Below are 17,417 nucleotides of genomic sequence, written 5' to 3' on the forward strand. Positions count from 1 at the left end.
ATCTTCGGAGCCGTTTTCATGAGGATCGCACCATGAGCCAGCGCCCGACCATCTTCACGGTAACGGCCTTTCGGGACGAAGAGGCGGATGTGTGGGTCGGCACCTGCGATGCCGTTCCCATGACGGCGGAAGCCGAAAGCCTCGACCTTCTTCTGGTTCGCCTGTCGGAAATGGCCGCCGATCTCCTGCCGGACAATCATCCGGGTCTCGACCCGTCCTCCGTCTTCCTGCAATTGAGCGTCCTGCAGGATATCGTGTCTCATGCCGCGGCAGCTTGATGGCACCCCGAACCTTCGACCGAGACCTTCGCCACCTCCTTCTGGCGGCAGGTTGCTATCTCCTGCGACAGGGGAAGGGCAGCCACGAAATCTAGCATAGTCCGGTCACGAACCATTCGTTTCCGGTGCAAGTCGGCGTCGCCAGTCGGCACACGGCCAACGCCATCCTGAAGCAGGCGGGTTTGCCGAAGGCGTTTTAAGGCATCAAGCTTCGATGGCCTTCGGCTCCGCGCTCACCCCGCCAGAGCCACCAGCCCCGACGCTTCCTTCGCCTTCATCCGCTGGGCGGCCTCTTCGCCCGCGAAATGGCAGGCGGCGCGGTGCGTGTCGGAGACGGGGGTCAGGTCCGGCGGAACTTCGGCGCAGACGCTTTCGGCAATCGGGCAGCGCGTGCGGAAGGCGCAGCCGGACGGCGGGTTGACGGGTGACGGCGGATCGCCCTGCAGGACGGTGCGCCTGCGCGTGCGCGCGATGGCCGGGTCCGGGATCGGCGCGGCCGAGAGAAGCGCCCGCGCATAGGGGTGCGCCGGGTTCTCGAAGACCTCCGCCCGCGTCCCCTCCTCGACCACGCGGCCGAGATAAAGCACGAGGATACGGTCCGAGACGAGGCGCACGACCGAGAGATCGTGGCTGATGAAGAGCAGTGTCAGGCCGCGCCTACGGCGCAGGTCCGCCAGAAGATTGACGATCTGCGCCTGGATCGAGACATCGAGCGCCGAGACCGGCTCGTCGCAGACGATGAGCTTGGGCTCGGTGATGATGGCGCGCGCGATGCCGATGCGCTGCGCCTGCCCGCCCGAGAATTCATGCGGGTAGCGATTGATCATGTCGGAGACCAGCCCGACCTCGCCCATGACCTTTTCCACCCGCGCGCGGCGCTCGGCGCGCGACAGGCCGGGCTCGGCGACGCGCAGCGGCTCGGCGATGATCTCGCCCACCGTCATGCGCGGGTCGAGCGAGGCGATCGGGTCCTGAAAGATGATCGAGAGGTCGCGCCGGGCCCGGCGCATCTCGGCCTCGGAGAGTTCGGCGAGATTGCGCCCCTGCCAGACGACCTGACCGGCGGTCGGCTCGACCAGCCGCAGGATGGAACGGCCGAGCGTGGACTTGCCACAGCCGGACTCGCCGACAATGCCGAGCGTCTCGCCCTCCCGCACCGTGAAGGATATGTCGCGCACGGCCTTCACCGTCTGGACCTTCGGGAAGAAGCCCTTGCCCTTCAGTTTGAACTCGGTCGAGAGATGACGAACGTCGAGGAATTCCGTCTTGATCTCAGACATGGGCGAGGTCTCCTTGCGCGGCCGTGCCCTTGGCGGCGTCCACGAAGGCGCGCCAGCAGGCGGCCCGGCGCGGCCCCGCGCCCTCGCGCGCCACACGCTCCAAAGGCGGGCGCTCGGCCTTGCAGCGGTCCACGGCAAAGGTGCAGCGCGGATGGAAGGCGCAGCCGGATGGGGGGCGGATCAGGTTGGGCGGGCGGCCGGGAATGGGCTCGACGGCCCCGGCGTCCCGATCCACACGCGGGATGGAGCCCAGAAGTGCGGCCGTATAGGGATGGGCGGGCGCGGCGAAAACATCCTCCACGCGCCCCTCCTCCACGATGCGCCCGGCATACATGACGGCGATGCGATCGGCGACGCCCGCCACCACGCCGAGATCATGCGTGATGAGAACCAGCGCCGTCTTGTCACCCGTCAGTTCCGCGAAGAGGTCGAGGATCTGCGCCTGGATCGTCACGTCCAGCGCCGTCGTCGGCTCGTCGGCAACGATGACCTTGGGCCGGCACAGAAGCGCCATGGCGATCACGACGCGCTGGCGCATGCCGCCCGACAATTCGTGCGGATATTGCTCGATGCGCCGCTCGGCGTCGGGAATGCCGACGCGCTTGAGCATCGCCAGCGCCTCGGCTTCCGCCGCGCGGCGCTTCAGGCCCTTGTGGACTTCCAGCGTCTCGGCCAGCTGCCGCTTGATCTTCAAGACCGGGTTGAGAGCGGTCATCGGGTCCTGGAAGACCATGGCCATGTCGCGCCCGCGCACGCGGTCGAGATCGCGCGCGCGCAGCGTCAGAAGGTCCGTGCCCTCCAGCTTCGCCGCGCCTTCGGTGCGCCCGTTCTTGGCCAGAAGCCCGAAGACGCCGTTGAAGGTCTGGGACTTGCCCGAGCCCGATTCTCCGACGATCGCCAGCGTCTCGCCGGCATGGACGTCGAAGGAGAGATCGCTGACCGCCTGCACCTCGCCGTCGGGCGTGGCGAAGCGGATCGAGTAGTTCGACAGGGACAGGACGGGTGTGGGTGTGTCTGGTGTCATGGGATTACCGGTCCTTCGGGTCGAAGGCATCGCGCAGCCCGTCGCCGATGAAGGCGAGCGAGAGCAGAAGCGAGACGAGGACGCCGCCGGGGAAGAGAAGCAGCCAGGGCATGATTTCCAGCGTGTCCGCCCCTTCGGAGATGAGCGTGCCGAGCGAGGTCAGCGGCTCCTGAACGCCGAAACCGAGATAGGACAGGAAGCTTTCCGTCGCGATGATCTCGGGAATGGTGAGGGTCGCGAAGATCACCACCGGGCCGACGAGATTGGGCACGATATGCCGGCGGATGATGGCGAAGGACGAGACGCCCGAGGCGCGCGCCGCTTCCACGAATTCCCGTTCCTTCAACGAAAGCGTCTGCCCGCGCACGATGCGCGCCATGGTCAGCCATTCCAGAAGGCCGATGGCGGCAAAGAGCAGATAGACGTTGCGCCCGAAGATCACCATCAGAAGGATGACGAAGAGAATGTAAGGCAGCGCGTACATGACATCGACGAAGCGCATCATGGCCGCGTCGATGCGCCCGCCCAGAAACCCCGCCGTCGCGCCGTAGAGAATGCCGACGACGACGGACACGCTGGTGGCGATCAGCGCAACCAGAAGCGAGACGCGCGTGCCGTAGAGCGTGCGGGCGAGGAGATCGCGGCCGTTCTGATCCGTGCCGAAATAGTGTCCGGTCTCGAACGAGGGCGGGGCGCGGAAGGCGGCCCAGTCCGGCGTCTCGTAATCGAAGGGAATGAGCCAGGGACCGATCACGGCCGCCAGCACGATGAGGAGGAGAACGGCCAGCGAGAGCATGGCCGCCTTGTTGGAGCGGAACCGGCGCATGGCGTCGCGCATCAGCGAGCGCGGCTTGCCCTGAAGAGCGTCCGTCTCGTGGTTCACGAAGGGTTCGAGCGCCTCGCGCTTATCGACGTAAAGGGTCATCGGGCGCGCACCCTCGGATCGAGCCAGGCATAGGCGAGATCGACGAGCAGGTTCAGAACCACGATCAGCACCATGTAGAAGACGACCGTTCCCAGAACCATGCCGTAGTCGCGGTTCAGAGCGGCCTGGATGAAGTAGCGGCCGATGCCGGGGATGCCGAAGATCTGCTCCACCACGATGGAGCCGGTCAGAAGATGGCCGGCGGCGGGGCCGAGATAGGAGACGACCGGAGTGAGCGCCGGCTTGATGGCATGGCGCGTCACCATGAGCCGGGCCCCGACGCCCTTGGCCCGCGCGGTGCGGATATAGTTGGAGTTCAACACTTCGATCATCGAGCCGCGCATGAGGCGCGAGATGCGGCCCGCATGGGGAAAGGCGAGCACGAAGACCGGCAAGACGAGATGCGGCCAGGACCCGTCGCCCCAGCCGCCCACCGGCAACCAGCCGAGCTTGATGCCGAAGAGGAGCTGAAGGATCGGCGCCACGAGGAAGTTGGGCACCACGACGCCGATCATGATGACGGCGGCGATCCAGTAGTCGGACGCCTTGTTCTGATGCAGCGCGCCATAGACGCCGGCGACCGTGCCGACCACGAGCGCCACCAGAAAGGCAGAGCCGCCGAGCACCAGCGTATAGGGCAGGCCGATGGCGATCTGCTGGCCGACCGTGAAGTCCTTCGTGACGAAGGAGGGGCCGAGATCGCCCCGCAGGAGGCCGCCCAGATACATAAGGTACTGCTGAAATAGCGGCAGGTCGAGATTGTAGTGGGCGCGCAGATTGGCCAGAATGTCGGGCGGCAGGGCGCGTTCCTGATCGAACGGGCCGCCCGGCGCCAGTCGCAGAATGAAGAAGCAGGCGGTGACCGCGATCAGCACCACCGGGATCGACGTCAGAAGACGCCGAAGGGCGAAGGACAGCATCGCTCAAAGGTTTCCAAAAGGGCATCGGCCGCTTCGCCGGGATGGTGCCAGCGCAGCGGGATGCGTCGTTTTCCAGATATGAAGCTCGGCCCGGGAGGCCCGCGAAGGCGGCCTGAAGGGGCAAAAAGCGCGGCATCGCGCCGAAGAGGAAGCGACCTTGCGCTCGGCTCCGTGGCCGCCCGATCGATCGGCAGCCGATCCGGCGCGGCCGCGCGGCGCAAGAAGAGAGCGCCAAGCGCCCTCCCCTCGCTGATCCCGAGCCTTACTCAGCCTTGGACAGCCAGCGCGTGCGGTGAATGTCCTTCACATTGTCCTCGAAGCCGGAGATCTTCGGGGAAACGACGTTCTTGGTGACATAGTAGTAGATCGGGATCGCCGCCGTGTCCTTCAGCGCGATGGTCTCGGCCTGCTTCAGGAGGCCGGCGCGCGCCTTGAGATCGAGCGTCGTCTGGGCCTGATCGAGCAGCTTGTCGTATTCGGCGTTCTTCCACTTGCCGTAGTTCATCTCGATCCCGCCCTTGAGCAGGTCGAGGAAGTTGGTCGGATCGTCGTAATCGGCCAGCCAGCCCGCGCGGCCGACCTGGAACTCGCCGGCGCGCAGATCGGCGTAGTGAACCTTCACCTCGCTGTTGACGAGTTCGACCTCGACACCGAGCGGCTTCCACATGGAGGCGATGGCGACGGCGACGCGCTTGTGGTTCTCGTCCGTGTTGTAGCGCAGCTGGAGCTTCAAGGGCTTGGACGGGCCATAGCCTTCCGCTTCCAGAAGCTTTTTGGCTTCCGCAATCTTCTGGCCCTGCGGCATGTCCTTCCACTCGACATAGGCCGGGCCGCCCTCGTAATTGGCGATGCCGGGCGGAACCCAGCTATAGGCGGGCAGTTCGCCGGTGCCCAGAATCTGCGGGCCGATGGCCTCGCGCACCACGGCCATGGACAGCGCCTTACGCACATTGGCATTGTCGAGCGGCGGCTTGGAGCTGTTCAGGACGTAATAATAAAGGCCGGCGAAGGGCGTCACATGCGCCTGGCCCGGCATGTTCTCCTGCAGCCACTTGTACTGGTCGCCGGGGAACTGGGTCAGAATATCGAACTCGCCCGCGCGATAGCGGCGCAGGCCGGCCGGCAGGTCTTCGAGCGTGAAGAACTTGGTGCCGTCGATCTTCAGCGAGGCGGTGCCGTACCAGTTCGGATTCTTCTCGGTCAGCACGTAGCTGCCCGGCACCCATTCCACCGGCTTGTACGGGCCGTTGGTGACGATGTTGCCGATCTGCACCCAGGCATCGCCCTTGGCCTTCACCACATGCTCGGGCAGCGGATAGGCGGTGTAGTGGGTGAGCGCGCCGAGATAGAACGGCGTCGGGTTTTCCAGCGTGATCTGAAGCGTCTTGTCGTCCAGCGCCTTGACGCCGAGCTGGCTCATGTCGTCCAGCTTGCCCTTGTTGATCGCCTGCGCGTTCTTGATCGGGTACTGGAGATAGGCGTATTTGGCCGCGCGCTTGGGGTCCATCATGCGCTGGAAGGCAAAGACGAAGTCCGACGCCTTGACCGGCTCGCCGTCCGACCACTTCACGCCGTCGCGCAGCTTGAACGTGTAGACGAGGCCGTCGTCCGAGATCGTCCAGCTTTCCGCCATGCCGGGGATGGGGTGCGCCTGCGCGTCTTCCGTCACGAGCCCTTCGAAAATATCGCCCGCCACGCGGTTTTCCCAGTCGCCCGACATCTGCTGCGGGTCGAGCGAGGTGACGTCGCCGCCATTCTGCACGTTGAGCGTGGCGGCATGGGCCGAGCCCATGGCCATGAGAGCTGCCAGCGAAGCGGCGCCCAGAAGGGTGCGGACATGAATCGTCAAAGGAGAACCTCCCCGGAATGTGGCCGGCTGACGGCCTGGAAGCGGGCCTTCAATCATATCCGATATGGCTCTGTCCAGCAGCATTATGATGACATTTTGCTCGGTCAGTAGTGCTGTCGTAATTTAAGGCACCCACTCATAAGCAACTCTAACCTTGGGGAATTTGCCTCTTCCTTTAACGAAAGCTGTCAAATTGAACCGCCCTCCCCTGCAACCCAGCCGATCGGCTGTGCATTGGCGGCCGTAACGGGAGGCTTAACGATGGGCGAACGGTTCGATCTTTATTACTGGCCGCAAATCCAAGGACGCGGCGAATTTCCACGCCTCGTTCTGGAAGCGGCCGAGGCCGATTATCGCGATGTCGCGCGCTTGGCAGACACCGAAGGCGGCGGGGTTGCGGCGATGATGCGGCTGATGGAAAAGGCCGAGCGACGGCCCTTCGCGCCGCCCTTTCTGATCCACGGAAATCGTCTCGTGTCGCAGGCGGCCGAAATCAGCAGCTATTGCGCCGAGGAGCTGGGGCTCGTGCCGCAGGACGAGAGCGACCGGCTCTTCGCGCGCTCGATCGCCCTCACCACGGCCGATCTCGTGGCGGAGGCGCACGACACCCATCACCCGATCGGCGTCGGCCTCTACTACGAGGACCAGACCCTCGAAGCCCGGCGGCGCTCGCAGGAGTTCCGCGAAGAGCGGATCCCCAAATTTCTCGGCTGGTTCGAGAGCATTGCCGCCGGCAATCCCCAGCGCTCCGGCTGGCTCGTAGGCGAGCGCATGAGCCAAGCCGATCTCGGCCTGTTTCAGGTGCTGGAAGGGCTGCGCTATGCCTTCCCCCGGCGGATGGTGAATATCGAAAGCCGCTACCGGCACATTTGGGACATCCGAAACCGGGTCGCGCAACATCCCCCCGTCGCCCGCTACCTCGCGAGTTCCCGGCGCATCCCGTTCAACGAGAACGGCATTTTCCGTCGCTATCCCGAACTCGACGCGGACCGACCGGCCGTCGCTCGACCATGCCGACATCGCCCGGCCCGGCCGAGTCATCCCGTGCTCAGCCATGGCGGTCAAAGTCGCAGGCGCAGCTGGCCGCAGCCGTTTCCAGAGGCAGGGCGGCTCGCCGCGCCGCATCGCGGCCAGAGCGTCTGACGTCAGGCCGATCGCGGCCATTTCCGCGATCGACAGGGCGTTTTGCGTGACACTCGTGCGGATGCGAAGAAGCGCGTCCGCGTCGCCCGCCCTCGCCGCGCGAAAGACGGGCGACAGGCCGACTTCAGTTCGCCAGCTTGGAGGCGAAGAGCGCGAGGCCCTGCTGATAGACCACGGCGCGGTTCCAGTCTTCCAGACGCGCAAAGTTCGGCTCGCCCGGATTGTAGCCCGCGCCCGCGATCCAACCGTGCTGCTTGAGGAAATTGGCGGTGGAGGCCAGAACGTCCGCCTTGGAGCGGATGAGGTCGCGCCGGCCGTCGCCGTCGAAATCCACGGCGTAGCGCAGGTAGTTCTTGGCCAGAAACTGCGTCTGGCCGATCTCGCCGGCCCAGGCGCCCTTCATGTCGGATGCCTTCTTGTCGCCCCGCTCGACGATCTGGAGCGCGGCCAGGAGTTCTTCCGTGAAGAAGTCCGAGCGGCGGCAGTCGTAGGACAGGGTCGCCAGCGAGCGGAAGATGTTCATGTTGCCGGAATTGGCGCCGAAGCCCGTTTCCATGCCCCAGATCGCGACGAGGATTTCCTTCTGGACGCCGAAGCGCTGCTCGATCCGGTTCAGGAGATCGCGGTTCTGCGCGATAATGCCCTTGCCCTTCTTGACGAAAGACGAGGGTGCGCGGCGCTCCATGAACTGGTCCAGCGAGAGCTTGAAGCTCTTCTGGTTCCGGTCGAGGCCGATGACCTTGCTGTCATAGGTGACGCCGCCGAGTGCGGTCTGGAGCGTGTTCTGCGAAATGCCTTGCGAGGCGGCCTGGCGCTTGAAGCTTTCGAGCCAGGTCGGAAAGCCGCCGGGGCCGTTGCCGCAGGCCTGCGCGAAAGCGGGCGAGGCCGAAAGGAGAACGGCGGCACCCAGCGCCGCGGCTTTCAGTGTGTGGAGGACGCGCAAAATGGCTGTTCCTATATCTAGTGTTCGCTCGCGAGCGCCGCAAAAGGCCCGGCCATCCCACGAACAAGGGGCAGCCATGGGCGCTCGCATAAGGTCGTCAGTCCGCCTCATAAAGGACATGGAAAGGTTTGCGTAGGGTTATCGAAGTTTTGCCGGTCCTCACGATCGCGCGAGGATGAGGCAGGAACCGACGCGGACTTGGGGCCACGGGCGGTCTGCCCTATGTGAGACCCGCAGCACCAGCCGGAGCCAAACGATGTATATCGCCATGAACCGCTTCAAGGTCATCAAGGACGCGGCGGAGGATTTCGAGACGCTGTGGAAGAACCGGGAATCGCATCTGAACGAGGTGCCCGGCTTCGTCGAGTTCCACCTCCTGAAAGGTCCGGAGCGGGAGGATCATCACCTGTATTCCTCCCACACGATCTGGGCGAGCCGGGAGGATTTCGAAGGCTGGACGCGCTCGGAGGCCTTTCGTGCCTCGCATCGCGGCGCGGGCGGCACCAAGCCGCTTTATCTCGGCCATCCCGAATTCGAGGGCTTCGAGGTGATCCAGACCATCGGCCGCGAGGAAGCCGCCTGACCCACGGGCCGGCCGCTTTCCGGCTGCGGGCGGTGTGTCCGATCTGGACGCATCGCGTCAGCCTTTATATCTGACGCTTACATCTGACGCCCCACGGGCCGCGACGCGACCCGCGAGGTCAAACCTTCGCGGATCATTCCCCATGCAGCCAGCCGACGGACTTCCTCAACCACAGCGCTCGCTCGCCTTCGCGACCGTGGCGCTGACGCTCTTCGTGGGCGTGCTCGACGGAGCGATCGCCAATATCGCGCTTCCGCCCATCACCAGCGATTTCGGCATCCAGCCAGCCGATGCGGTCTGGATCGTCAATGCCTACCAGCTCGCCGTCACCATGGTTCTCCTGCCGCTGGCCAAGCTCGGCGAGATCATCGGCTACAAGCGCGTTTACCTCAGTGGACTGGCGCTGTTCACGGTCTCCTCGCTGCTTTGCGCGGTGTCGAACTCGCTCGACCTGCTGATCGCCGCGCGCGCCGTGCAGGGCCTCGGGGCGGCCGGCATCATGTCCGTCAATATCGCGCTGGTGCGCTTCATCTTTCCGCGCGCCATGCTGGGCGGGGCGGTGGGCAATGTCGCGGTCATTGTCGGCGTCGCCTCCGCGACGGGGCCGACCATCGCCGGCCTGATCCTCGCCGTCGCGCCCTGGCAGGCGCTGTTTCTGGTGAATGTGCCGATCGGCCTCGTGGCGCTTCTGGTGGGCGCGCGCACGCTGCCCGCCACGCCCCTGTCTGGCGAGCGCTTCGACCTGCGCAGCACGCTGCTCAGCGCCGCGACCTTCGGCCTCGTGATTTCGGGCGTCAACGCGCTCGGCCATTCGGAAGGGCCACTGCTGGCGCTGGCGCTGATCGGGGCCGGCATCCTCGTCGGCATTGTCTTCACGCGCACGCAGCTTTCGCTCACCGCGCCCATGCTGCCGATCGACCTCCTGCGCCGTCCCATCTTCGCGCTCTCGGCCACGACTTCGATCCTCTCCTTCGCCGCGCAGATGCTGGCCTTCGTCGCCCTGCCCTTCTTCCTGCACGACACGCTCGGCCGCAGCGCGTCCGAGACCGGCCTTCTGATGACGCCCTGGCCGATCACGACGGCGCTCGCAGCCTTCGTCTCGGGCCGGTTGGCGGATCGGATGCGCGAGCCCGGCCGCCTTTCCGCGCTGGGCCTTGCCATCTTCGCCTCGGGCCTCCTATCGCTGACGCTGCTGCCCGCCAATCCGAGCAATCTCGATCTGATCTGGCGTCTGGCGCTCGCCGGCCTCGGCTTCGGCCTGTTCCAGTCGCCCAACAACAAGATCCTGATTTCCAGCGCGCCGCGCGAGCGCTCCGGGGGCGCGAGCGGCATTCAGGCGACCGCGCGTCTCGTCGGCCAGTCCATGGGCGTCGCGCTGCTGGCGGTGATCTTCGGTCTCGTGCCCGATCATGCGATCGGCGCGGCGCTCGGCTGCGCCACCGGCCTTGCCGCGCTCGGCATCGTGCCCAGCGCCCTGCGCCGGGTGGAGCGCGACGGCGAGCCCTCCGGCGCGGTGGGACGCCCGGCGGAATAGAACAAAGGCCAGCCGAAGCGGACAGGCTTCGGCTGGCCCATTTTTTGTAACAAGGGTCGAATTGCCGACCCGCTCAGCGTCGCCGGAAATCCCCCGAGGGTCTGCCGGCCTATTCCGCCGCGAGCGGCTTGATCCAGAGGCTGGAGCAGACGATGCGGCTCGTATCGCAGCGCTCGCGATGCTTCTCGGCGACACGCACGACCTCGTCCATCAAGCCGTCCGACAGGCGCGTCGGCTCCAGGCCGAGCTTGATCAGCGTGTCGTTGGCGACCACGAGATCGTTCTCCGCCATCTCGTTGCGCGGATTGTCGCGGTGCTCCACGGGAACGCCGGTCATGCGCGAGATCATCTCGGCGAGATCGCGCACGCGGTGGGTTTCGGTCATCTGGTTCATGATGCGAACGCGCGCGCCGCGCTCGGGCGCCGAGCGGATGGCAAGCGCGATGCAGCGCACCGTGTCCCGGATATGAATGAAGGCGCGCGTCTGACCGCCCGAGCCATGCACCGTCAGCGGATGGCCGATGGCCGCCTGCATCAGGAAGCGGTTCAAAACCGTGCCGTAGTCGCCGTCATAGTCGAAGCGGTTGACGAGGCGTTCGTCGAGATCGGTCTCGGGCGTCGAGGTGCCCCAGACGATGCCCTGATGCAGATCGGTGATCTTGAGCCCGTCATTCTTGGCGTAATACTGGAACAGAAGCTGATCCAGCGTCTTGGTCATATGGTAGATCGAGCCGGGATCGACGGGATAGAGAATCTCGACATTCGCCTCTTGGCCGGCCGAGCGCAGCGTCGCCTCGATATAGCCTTCGGGGATCGTCATGCCCTTGGTCTTGCCGTAGCCATAGACGCCCATCGTGCCCAGATGCACCAGATGCGCCTCAGGGCAGGCCTCCACCATGGCGCAGAGCACCGCGCTCGTGGCGTTGACATTGTTGTCCACCGTGTAGCGCTTGTGCCAAGGCGACTTCATCGAATAGGGCGCGGCGCGCTGCTCGGCGAAATGGACGATCGCGTCCGGCGCGACGCGTCGGAACAGCGCCTCCAGCCGGTCGTAATCCTTGGCGACGTCGAGTTCCACGAACTCGATCGGCGAGTTGCGCGTCTCGCGCCACGCCTGGAGCCGCTCGGGCATGGGGCGGATCGGGGTGAGGCTCTGGACACCCAGTTCCTCGTCGGTGCGCCGACGCACGAGATTGTCCACGATCGTCACCTCGTGGCCTTCGGCCGAAAGGTGGAGCGAGGTCGCCCAGCCGCAGAATCCATCACCGCCGAGAACGATTACCTTCATGACCGGAACACCTCGAACATTTCTCCCGGATGCGTCTTGACGCTAGTATCTGGCGCAAGGTCTAGCATTGCGTAGGTCCGGCAGGAATCGGACCGGCATTTTCTCAGGCCGAAAGAGCGCGACATGCGTATTCTGATAGCTTCTGATGCAGCCCCCCCTCAAATCAATGGCGTGGTCCGCGTGCTCGACACGACGGCCGAATGGCTGAGGCGCTTCGGCCACGAGGTTCGGATGGTCACACCCTCCGACTTCTCCGCCAGCCTGCCAGCCCCCGGCTATCCCGAAGTGCGCCTCGCCATGACGCTCGGCCGCCGCCTCGGCCGGATCATCGAGGACTTCCAGCCCGACACGATCCATATTCCGGTGGAAGGCACGATCGGCCTTGCCGCGCGCCATTATTGCCGCCGGCGCGGCATTCCCTTCACCACATCCTTCCACACGCGCTTCGGGGATTATTTCGAGAAGCGGATCGGCGTCGGCTCGCCGCTCGCCTACGGATTCCAGCGCTGGTTCCACAATGGCGGCAACGGCATCATGGTGCAGACCGAGACGCTGGAGCACGAACTCGCCGAGCGCGGCTACAACAACATCCGCCGCTGGGGCCGCGCGGTGGATACCGACCTCTTCACCCCTTGCCGCGAGGAACCGGGCTTCGACCCGGATTTTTTGTCCCTGCCGCGCCCGATCTTTCTGTATCTCGGCCGCATCTCGCCGGAAAAGAATCTCGACGCCTTCCTGACGCTCGACCTGCCGGGCTCCAAGGTTCTGGTGGGCGACGGGCCATCGCTGGACGGGCTGAAAAGCCGCTACCCGCAGGCGCATTTCCTGGGGCGGCGAACGGGCCGGGCGCTCGCCGAGCATTTCTCGGCGGCCGACGTCTTCGTCTTCCCCTCGCGCTTCGAGACCTTCGGCCTCGTGGTTCTGGAGTCGCTTGCCTGCGGCACCCCGGTGGCCGCCCTCCCCGTTCCCGGCCCGATGGACATCGTGGGCGGCACGCCCCATGCGGTCCTGTCGGAAGACCTGCGCTCGGCCGCGCTCCAAGCGCTGGAGATCGACCGCGCCGGCTGCCGCCGCCATGCCGAGACCTATAGCTGGGAGCGCTGCTCGCGCGAATTCGAAAGCAATCTCGTGCCCATCCCACCCTCCATCTGGCAGAAGATGGCGGCTTGAGAGGAATGCTGACGAGGCCCGCCTTTGCTTGAAGGCGGGCCTCACGCAGCCATTCCGTTTTCGCGCCGCACAAGCCAGGGTCGAAGGAAACGCTTGGCCCGTGCCGTTATTTTCGCCATGATCAAACCCATAGCATGGCGAAACGGGAGGATTCTTTCATGTCACGACTGCCGTTCGGTCGCGCTACGCCGTGTGAAACGCCCTCGCTCAAGGTCGGCTTTCTTCTGGCGCATCAGTTCACGATCTCGGCCCTGTCGCTGTTCATGGACGCGCTACGGCTGGCCGCCGACGAAGGCGACCGATCCCGCCCGATTCGCTGCTCTTGGAGCGTGATGGCGGCCCGGCCCGAGCCGATCCGCTCGTCCTGTGGCGTCACGGTCTCGCGCACCGCGCCGCTCACAGACCCCAAACAGTTCGATTATATCGTCGTGGTGGGTGGCCTGCTCCATTCGGGAGAGCAGATGGACGATGCCTCCATCGCCTATTTGCGCGCGGCCGCCAGCGCCGGCGTGCCGCTGGTGGGCGTGTGCACCGGCTCCTTCGTGCTGGCGCGCGCGGGGCTGATGCGCGGGCGGCGCTGTTGCATTTCCTGGTATCACCATGCCGATTTCGAGGCCGAGTTTCCCGACATCAAGCCGGAAGCCGACCAGCTCTTCATGGTGGACCGCGACCGCATCACCTGCGCGGGGGGCTCGGGCGTCGCCGATCTGGCAGCCTTCCTGATCGAGCGCCATGTCGGCGCCTCCGCCGCGCAGAAGAGCCTGCATGTGCTCCAGCTCCAGAACCGCCGACAGGGCAGCGATGCCCAGCCCCATGCGTCCACCGGCACGGCGGGCGGCGACGACCGGGTGCGGCGCGCCATTCTCCTGATGGAGCAGCATGTGGCCGAGCCCTTATCGGTCGAGACGATCGCGCATCGGCTGCAATTGTCCTCGCGCCAGTTGGAACGCCTGTTTCAGGACACGCTGTCTGTCAGCCCGGCCGTTGCCTATCGTCAGTTGCGCCTCGGCTATGCCAAACGTCTGCTTCAGACGACGCGTAAGAGCGTCACCGATATCGCCATCGAGGCCGGTTTCTGCGACGGCGCGCATTTCGCCCGGCAGTTTCGCGCGCATTTTGGCATCGCCCCGCGCGATCTGCGCGCGCCTGAGTCCGTCGTGCTGGAAATGACGCCGCAGGCGTCGGTTCGCTCTGCCTGTGATGCGAGCATGGCCCAAGAAACCGTCATGTAGAAAGACGCCGTGTCGCCTTCCTACAAGGCGATGTCCGAATTCGCATCGTCACAAGGTTAAGCTACGGTCACGATCCCTTATCGCCTTTTTGGAGCGGCTCCAGATTTACGAGCCCTTGCTGCGATGGAGGATGGTTCGATCACGCCCCCCCCCGCCCCCCCGAATGCCGAGCGCATTCGCGTGTCCCAGATCGTCAAGCTCTTTGGCGACAACGAGAAAACAGCCCTGCGCCGCTTGAAGGAGGGGGCCGGCAAGGCGGATATCCTGGCCGAGACCGGCGCCGTACTCGGGCTCGATAATGTGTCCTTCTCGGTCAACGAGGGCGAAATCCTCGTGGTCATGGGCCTGTCGGGCTCGGGCAAGTCGACCATGCTGCGCTGCCTCAACCGCCTTGTGGAGCCCACCGCCGGATCGATCCGCATCGGCGGAACCGAAGTGACCGAGTTGTCCACCAAGGCGCTGCGCGAGTTCCGCCGCGAAACCTTCGGCATGGTGTTCCAGCACTTCGCCCTGTTTCCCAACCGCACGATCGCGGAAAATGTCGAATACGGGCTCGAGGTTCAGGGCGTCGATCGCAAGACGCGGCGCGAGCGCGCGCTGGAGGCGGTCGAGCTGGTCGGCCTCAAGGGTTGGGACGCCAAGTTCCCGCGCCAGTTGTCGGGCGGGATGCAGCAGCGGGCGGGCCTTGCCCGCGCCCTGTGCGCCGATGCCGACATTCTCCTGATGGATGAAGCCTTCTCCGCGCTCGATCCGCTGATCCGGCGCGACATGCAGAACGAGCTCCGCTCGCTGCAGCAGAAGCTGCGCAAGACCATCGTCTTCGTCAGCCACGATCTCGACGAGGCCATTCATCTGGGCGGGCGCATCGTCCTCATGAAGGACGGCGCCATCGCGCAAAGCGGCACGGCCGAAGAAATCCTCCTCGACCCGCAGGGCGACTATGTCCGCCGCTTCGTGGAAAATATCGACGTGTCGTCGGTCGTCACGCTCGGGCGCCTCGTGCGCCCACAGCCACGCCTCTTCCAGGGCGCGGCGGCCGAGGAGGCCTGGCCCCTCGTGGAACCCGCGCAGAGCCGCGCCGACGAGGTCTTCGTCGTCACCTGCGATCGCGACATGCCGGTGGGCCGCATCGACCGGGGCCGGCTCTCCGCCCCCGGCTCGCGCGGGCAGCGGCTCGACAAGCTGATGGACGGCGGGATCGCCCGCGCGCCGGCCGGAGCGGTCCTGAAAAGCGTGCTCCCGCTTCTGGCGAGCGAGCCCCACGGCCTGGCCGTGGTGGACGAGACGGGCCGCTTCGTCGGCCTTCTCACCCGCGAAGTCGCCCTGCGCGCGCTGGCGGGCAAGCAGCCCAACGAGGAAAGGAACACGGCATGGAATGGCTCCTCAACGACGACGGCAGCATCCGCAAGTTCCCTCTGGACGAATACGCCAGCAGCGCCCTCGATTGGCTCACCCTCCATCTCGCGTCACTGACGCGCGGCCTGTCCGCCTTCGTGGCGGGCTGGATCTCGACGGGAACGGAGTTTCTGCTTCAGATTCCGCCTTGGGTGCTGATCCTCGCCCTGGCTGGCGGAGCCTTCGCCCTGGCCGGTCGCCGCGTCGGGCTTCTGGCCCTCTTCGGCTTCCTGTTCCTGTGGAACCTGCGTCTCTGGGACGCGACGGTGGAAACCCTCGTTCTGGTGACGCTCTCCACCCTTGCCGCGCTCCTGATCGGCCTGCCGATCGGCATCGGCTGCGCCCTGTCGGAGCGGGCCTGGAAGACCGTCTCGCCCGCGCTCGACATGATGCAGACCATGCCGAGCTTCGTGTATCTCATTCCCGCCATCCCGTTTTTCGGGCTCGGTTCGGTTTCGGCGGTGTTCGCCACCGTGATTTTCTCCATGCCGCCGGTGATCCGCCTGACGGCGCTCGGCATTCGCGGCGTGCCGCATGATCTGACCGAAGCCGCCGACGCCTTCGGCACGACCCCGGTCCAGAAGCTTCTGAAGGTCCAGCTTCCCCTGGCCCTGCCGACCATCATGGCCGGCATCAACCAGACCATCATGCTCGGCCTCTCCATGGTGGTGATCGCCTCGATGATCGGCGCGGGGGGCCTTGGCCGCGAGGTCTGGCGCTCGATCCAGCGGCTCGACGCGGGCTCCGGCTTCCAGGCGGGCATCGCCATCGTCATCCTTGCGGTCGTGCTCGACCGTGTCACCCAGGCCATGGCGCGCCGCGCGCGCTCGGCCTGATCCCTCCCCTTCCAACCCTTCCCTTTCCTCTCACCGGAGTTCCGAGACCCATGCTGAAAGTCCTTGCAGCCGCCGCTCTCGCCACGACCCTCATGACGAGCCTTGCCTCGGCCGCCGAGAAGAAGGTGAATTTGGCCTATGTCGAATGGTCCGACGCCGTGGTGGCGACCAATCTTCTGGCCGAGACGCTGAAGAAGGAAGGCTACAACGTGACGCTGACGCCGCTGCCGGCCGCCGCCATGTGGCAGGCCGTGGCGACGGGCGAAGCCGACGCCATGGTGGCCGCCTGGCTTCCGGCGACCCATGCCGCCTACTATGCCAAGCTGAAGGACAAGGTCGATCTGGTCGGCCCCAACGTCTCCGGCGCCAAGATCGGCTGGGCCGTGCCCGCCTATGTCGATCTCACCTCGGTCGAGGATCTGAAAACCAAAGGGGCCGAAGTCGGCAACAAGGTGATCGGCATCGATCCGGGCGCCGGCCTGATGCAGGCCTCCGAAAAGGCCATCAAGGATTACGGCCTGACGAACATCAATCTGGTGGACGGTTCGGACGCGACCATGACCGCCGCGCTGAAGGACGCGATCGACCGCAAGCAGCCCATCGTGGTGACGACCTGGACACCGCACTGGATGTTCGGGCGCTGGGACCTGAAATATCTCGCCGACCCCAAGGGCTCCTTCGGCGGCGAGGAAACGGTCAACACCGTCGCCCGCAAGGGCTTGGACAAGGACATGCCCGAAGTCTACAAAGTCCTGAAGAACTTCAAGCTTTCGCTCGATGACGAGCAGAAGATGATGCTGCAGAACGAGGAAAAGGGCGCCAACCCGGCCGCGAACGCCAAGGCCTGGGTCGCCGCCAACCCGGACAAGGTCGCTGCCTGGACGAAATAAGCACGCTCACAGGCCGCGTTCCATCGAAAGCCGCGACGCGAGTCCCCCTTGCGTCGCGGCTTTTCGCTTTCGGATGAGGATACAGAGCCATTCCGCCCGCGACGCATCGCTGCCCGCGTGGGCGCGG

General features: G+C 65.5%; 16 protein-coding genes and 1 pseudogene. 10 read left to right on the forward strand and 7 right to left on the reverse strand.

Going from position 1 to position 17,417, the window contains the following annotated elements:
* Positions 1-32: 32 nt before the first annotated feature.
* Positions 33-278: a DUF1902 domain-containing protein gene (locus AUL36_RS04780; RefSeq protein ID WP_062218601.1), complete on the forward strand. Its 246-nt coding sequence runs from the start codon at positions 33-35 to the stop codon at positions 276-278.
* Positions 278-478, forward strand: a pseudogene (locus AUL36_RS24525) (type II toxin-antitoxin system HicA family toxin). The gene AUL36_RS04780 and the pseudogene AUL36_RS24525 overlap by 1 nt, the downstream one beginning before the upstream one ends.
* A gap of 33 nt (positions 479-511) precedes the next feature.
* On the opposite strand, the gene AUL36_RS04785 reads toward AUL36_RS24525, so the two are convergent.
* From AUL36_RS04785 to AUL36_RS04805, 5 genes are all read right to left on the reverse strand, one after another.
* Positions 512-1,558: an ABC transporter ATP-binding protein gene (locus AUL36_RS04785; protein ID WP_062218537.1), complete on the reverse strand. Its 1,047-nt coding sequence runs from the start codon at positions 1,556-1,558 to the stop codon at positions 512-514.
* Positions 1,551-2,582: an ABC transporter ATP-binding protein gene (locus AUL36_RS04790; RefSeq protein ID WP_062218539.1), complete on the reverse strand. Its 1,032-nt coding sequence runs from the start codon at positions 2,580-2,582 to the stop codon at positions 1,551-1,553. Before AUL36_RS04790 ends, AUL36_RS04785 begins: the two co-directional genes overlap by 8 nt.
* Positions 2,583-2,586: 4 nt before the next feature.
* Positions 2,587-3,507, reverse strand: a complete 921-nt coding sequence (locus tag AUL36_RS04795) for an ABC transporter permease (RefSeq protein ID WP_058601376.1) — start codon at positions 3,505-3,507, stop codon at positions 2,587-2,589.
* Positions 3,504-4,427 (reverse strand): ABC transporter permease subunit, encoded by a 924-nt coding sequence (locus AUL36_RS04800; RefSeq protein ID WP_058601377.1) that lies wholly within the window; start codon positions 4,425-4,427, stop codon positions 3,504-3,506. The genes AUL36_RS04795 and AUL36_RS04800 overlap by 4 nt, the downstream gene beginning before the upstream one ends.
* A 262-nt stretch (positions 4,428-4,689) precedes the next feature.
* Positions 4,690-6,276, reverse strand: coding sequence for a peptide ABC transporter substrate-binding protein (locus tag AUL36_RS04805; protein ID WP_374700736.1), 1,587 nt, complete (start codon positions 6,274-6,276; stop codon positions 4,690-4,692).
* Positions 6,277-6,537: 261 nt separating this feature from the next.
* Between AUL36_RS04805 and AUL36_RS04810 the strand changes: the two genes are divergently transcribed.
* Positions 6,538-7,419, forward strand: coding sequence for a glutathione S-transferase (locus AUL36_RS04810; RefSeq protein ID WP_082655569.1), 882 nt, complete (start codon positions 6,538-6,540; stop codon positions 7,417-7,419).
* Between the two features lie 124 nt (positions 7,420-7,543).
* Here AUL36_RS04810 and AUL36_RS04815 read toward each other — a convergent pair whose 3' ends face one another.
* Positions 7,544-8,362: a lytic murein transglycosylase gene (locus AUL36_RS04815; RefSeq protein WP_062218541.1), complete on the reverse strand. Its 819-nt coding sequence runs from the start codon at positions 8,360-8,362 to the stop codon at positions 7,544-7,546.
* 256 nt (positions 8,363-8,618) lie between these two features.
* On the opposite strand from AUL36_RS04815, the gene AUL36_RS04820 reads away from it, so the two are divergent.
* Together AUL36_RS04820 and AUL36_RS04825 are read left to right on the forward strand one after the other, a co-directional pair.
* Positions 8,619-8,945 (forward strand): antibiotic biosynthesis monooxygenase family protein, encoded by a 327-nt coding sequence (locus tag AUL36_RS04820; RefSeq protein WP_062218548.1) that lies wholly within the window; start codon positions 8,619-8,621, stop codon positions 8,943-8,945.
* Between the two features lie 142 nt (positions 8,946-9,087).
* Positions 9,088-10,479 (forward strand): MFS transporter, encoded by a 1,392-nt coding sequence (locus tag AUL36_RS04825; RefSeq protein ID WP_062218550.1) that lies wholly within the window; start codon positions 9,088-9,090, stop codon positions 10,477-10,479.
* 109 nt (positions 10,480-10,588) lie between these two features.
* On the opposite strand, the gene AUL36_RS04830 is transcribed toward AUL36_RS04825, so the two are convergent.
* Positions 10,589-11,767: an NAD-dependent epimerase/dehydratase family protein gene (locus AUL36_RS04830; RefSeq protein ID WP_062218552.1), complete on the reverse strand. Its 1,179-nt coding sequence runs from the start codon at positions 11,765-11,767 to the stop codon at positions 10,589-10,591.
* Between the two features lie 123 nt (positions 11,768-11,890).
* Here AUL36_RS04830 and AUL36_RS04835 point away from each other — a divergent pair, with 123 nt between their 5' ends.
* From AUL36_RS04835 to AUL36_RS04855, 5 genes are all read left to right on the forward strand, one after another.
* Positions 11,891-12,937, forward strand: a complete 1,047-nt coding sequence (locus AUL36_RS04835; RefSeq protein ID WP_058635191.1) for a glycosyltransferase family 4 protein — start codon at positions 11,891-11,893, stop codon at positions 12,935-12,937.
* Positions 12,938-13,095: 158 nt separating this feature from the next.
* Positions 13,096-14,169 carry a GlxA family transcriptional regulator gene (locus AUL36_RS04840; protein ID WP_062218553.1) on the forward strand — a complete coding sequence of 358 codons (1,074 nt, stop codon included), beginning with the start codon at positions 13,096-13,098 and terminating at the stop codon, positions 14,167-14,169.
* Between the two features lie 180 nt (positions 14,170-14,349).
* Entirely contained in the window at positions 14,350-15,642 is a 1,293-nt protein-coding gene (locus tag AUL36_RS04845; protein WP_244497031.1) for a quaternary amine ABC transporter ATP-binding protein, read from the forward strand.
* Positions 15,540-16,400 carry an ABC transporter permease gene (locus AUL36_RS04850; RefSeq protein WP_058601958.1) on the forward strand — a complete coding sequence of 287 codons (861 nt, stop codon included), beginning with the start codon at positions 15,540-15,542 and terminating at the stop codon, positions 16,398-16,400. Before AUL36_RS04845 ends, AUL36_RS04850 begins: the two co-directional genes overlap by 103 nt.
* Positions 16,401-16,450: 50 nt before the next feature.
* A complete protein-coding gene (locus tag AUL36_RS04855; RefSeq protein ID WP_062218557.1) occupies positions 16,451-17,290 on the forward strand; it encodes a glycine betaine ABC transporter substrate-binding protein in 840 nt (279 codons plus the stop codon).
* The last annotated feature ends 127 nt before the right edge of the window (positions 17,291-17,417 follow it).

The sequence above is a fragment of the Aureimonas sp. D3 genome (genome assembly GCF_001463805.1).
GTDB lineage: Bacteria > Pseudomonadota > Alphaproteobacteria > Rhizobiales > Rhizobiaceae > Aureimonas > Aureimonas ureilytica_A.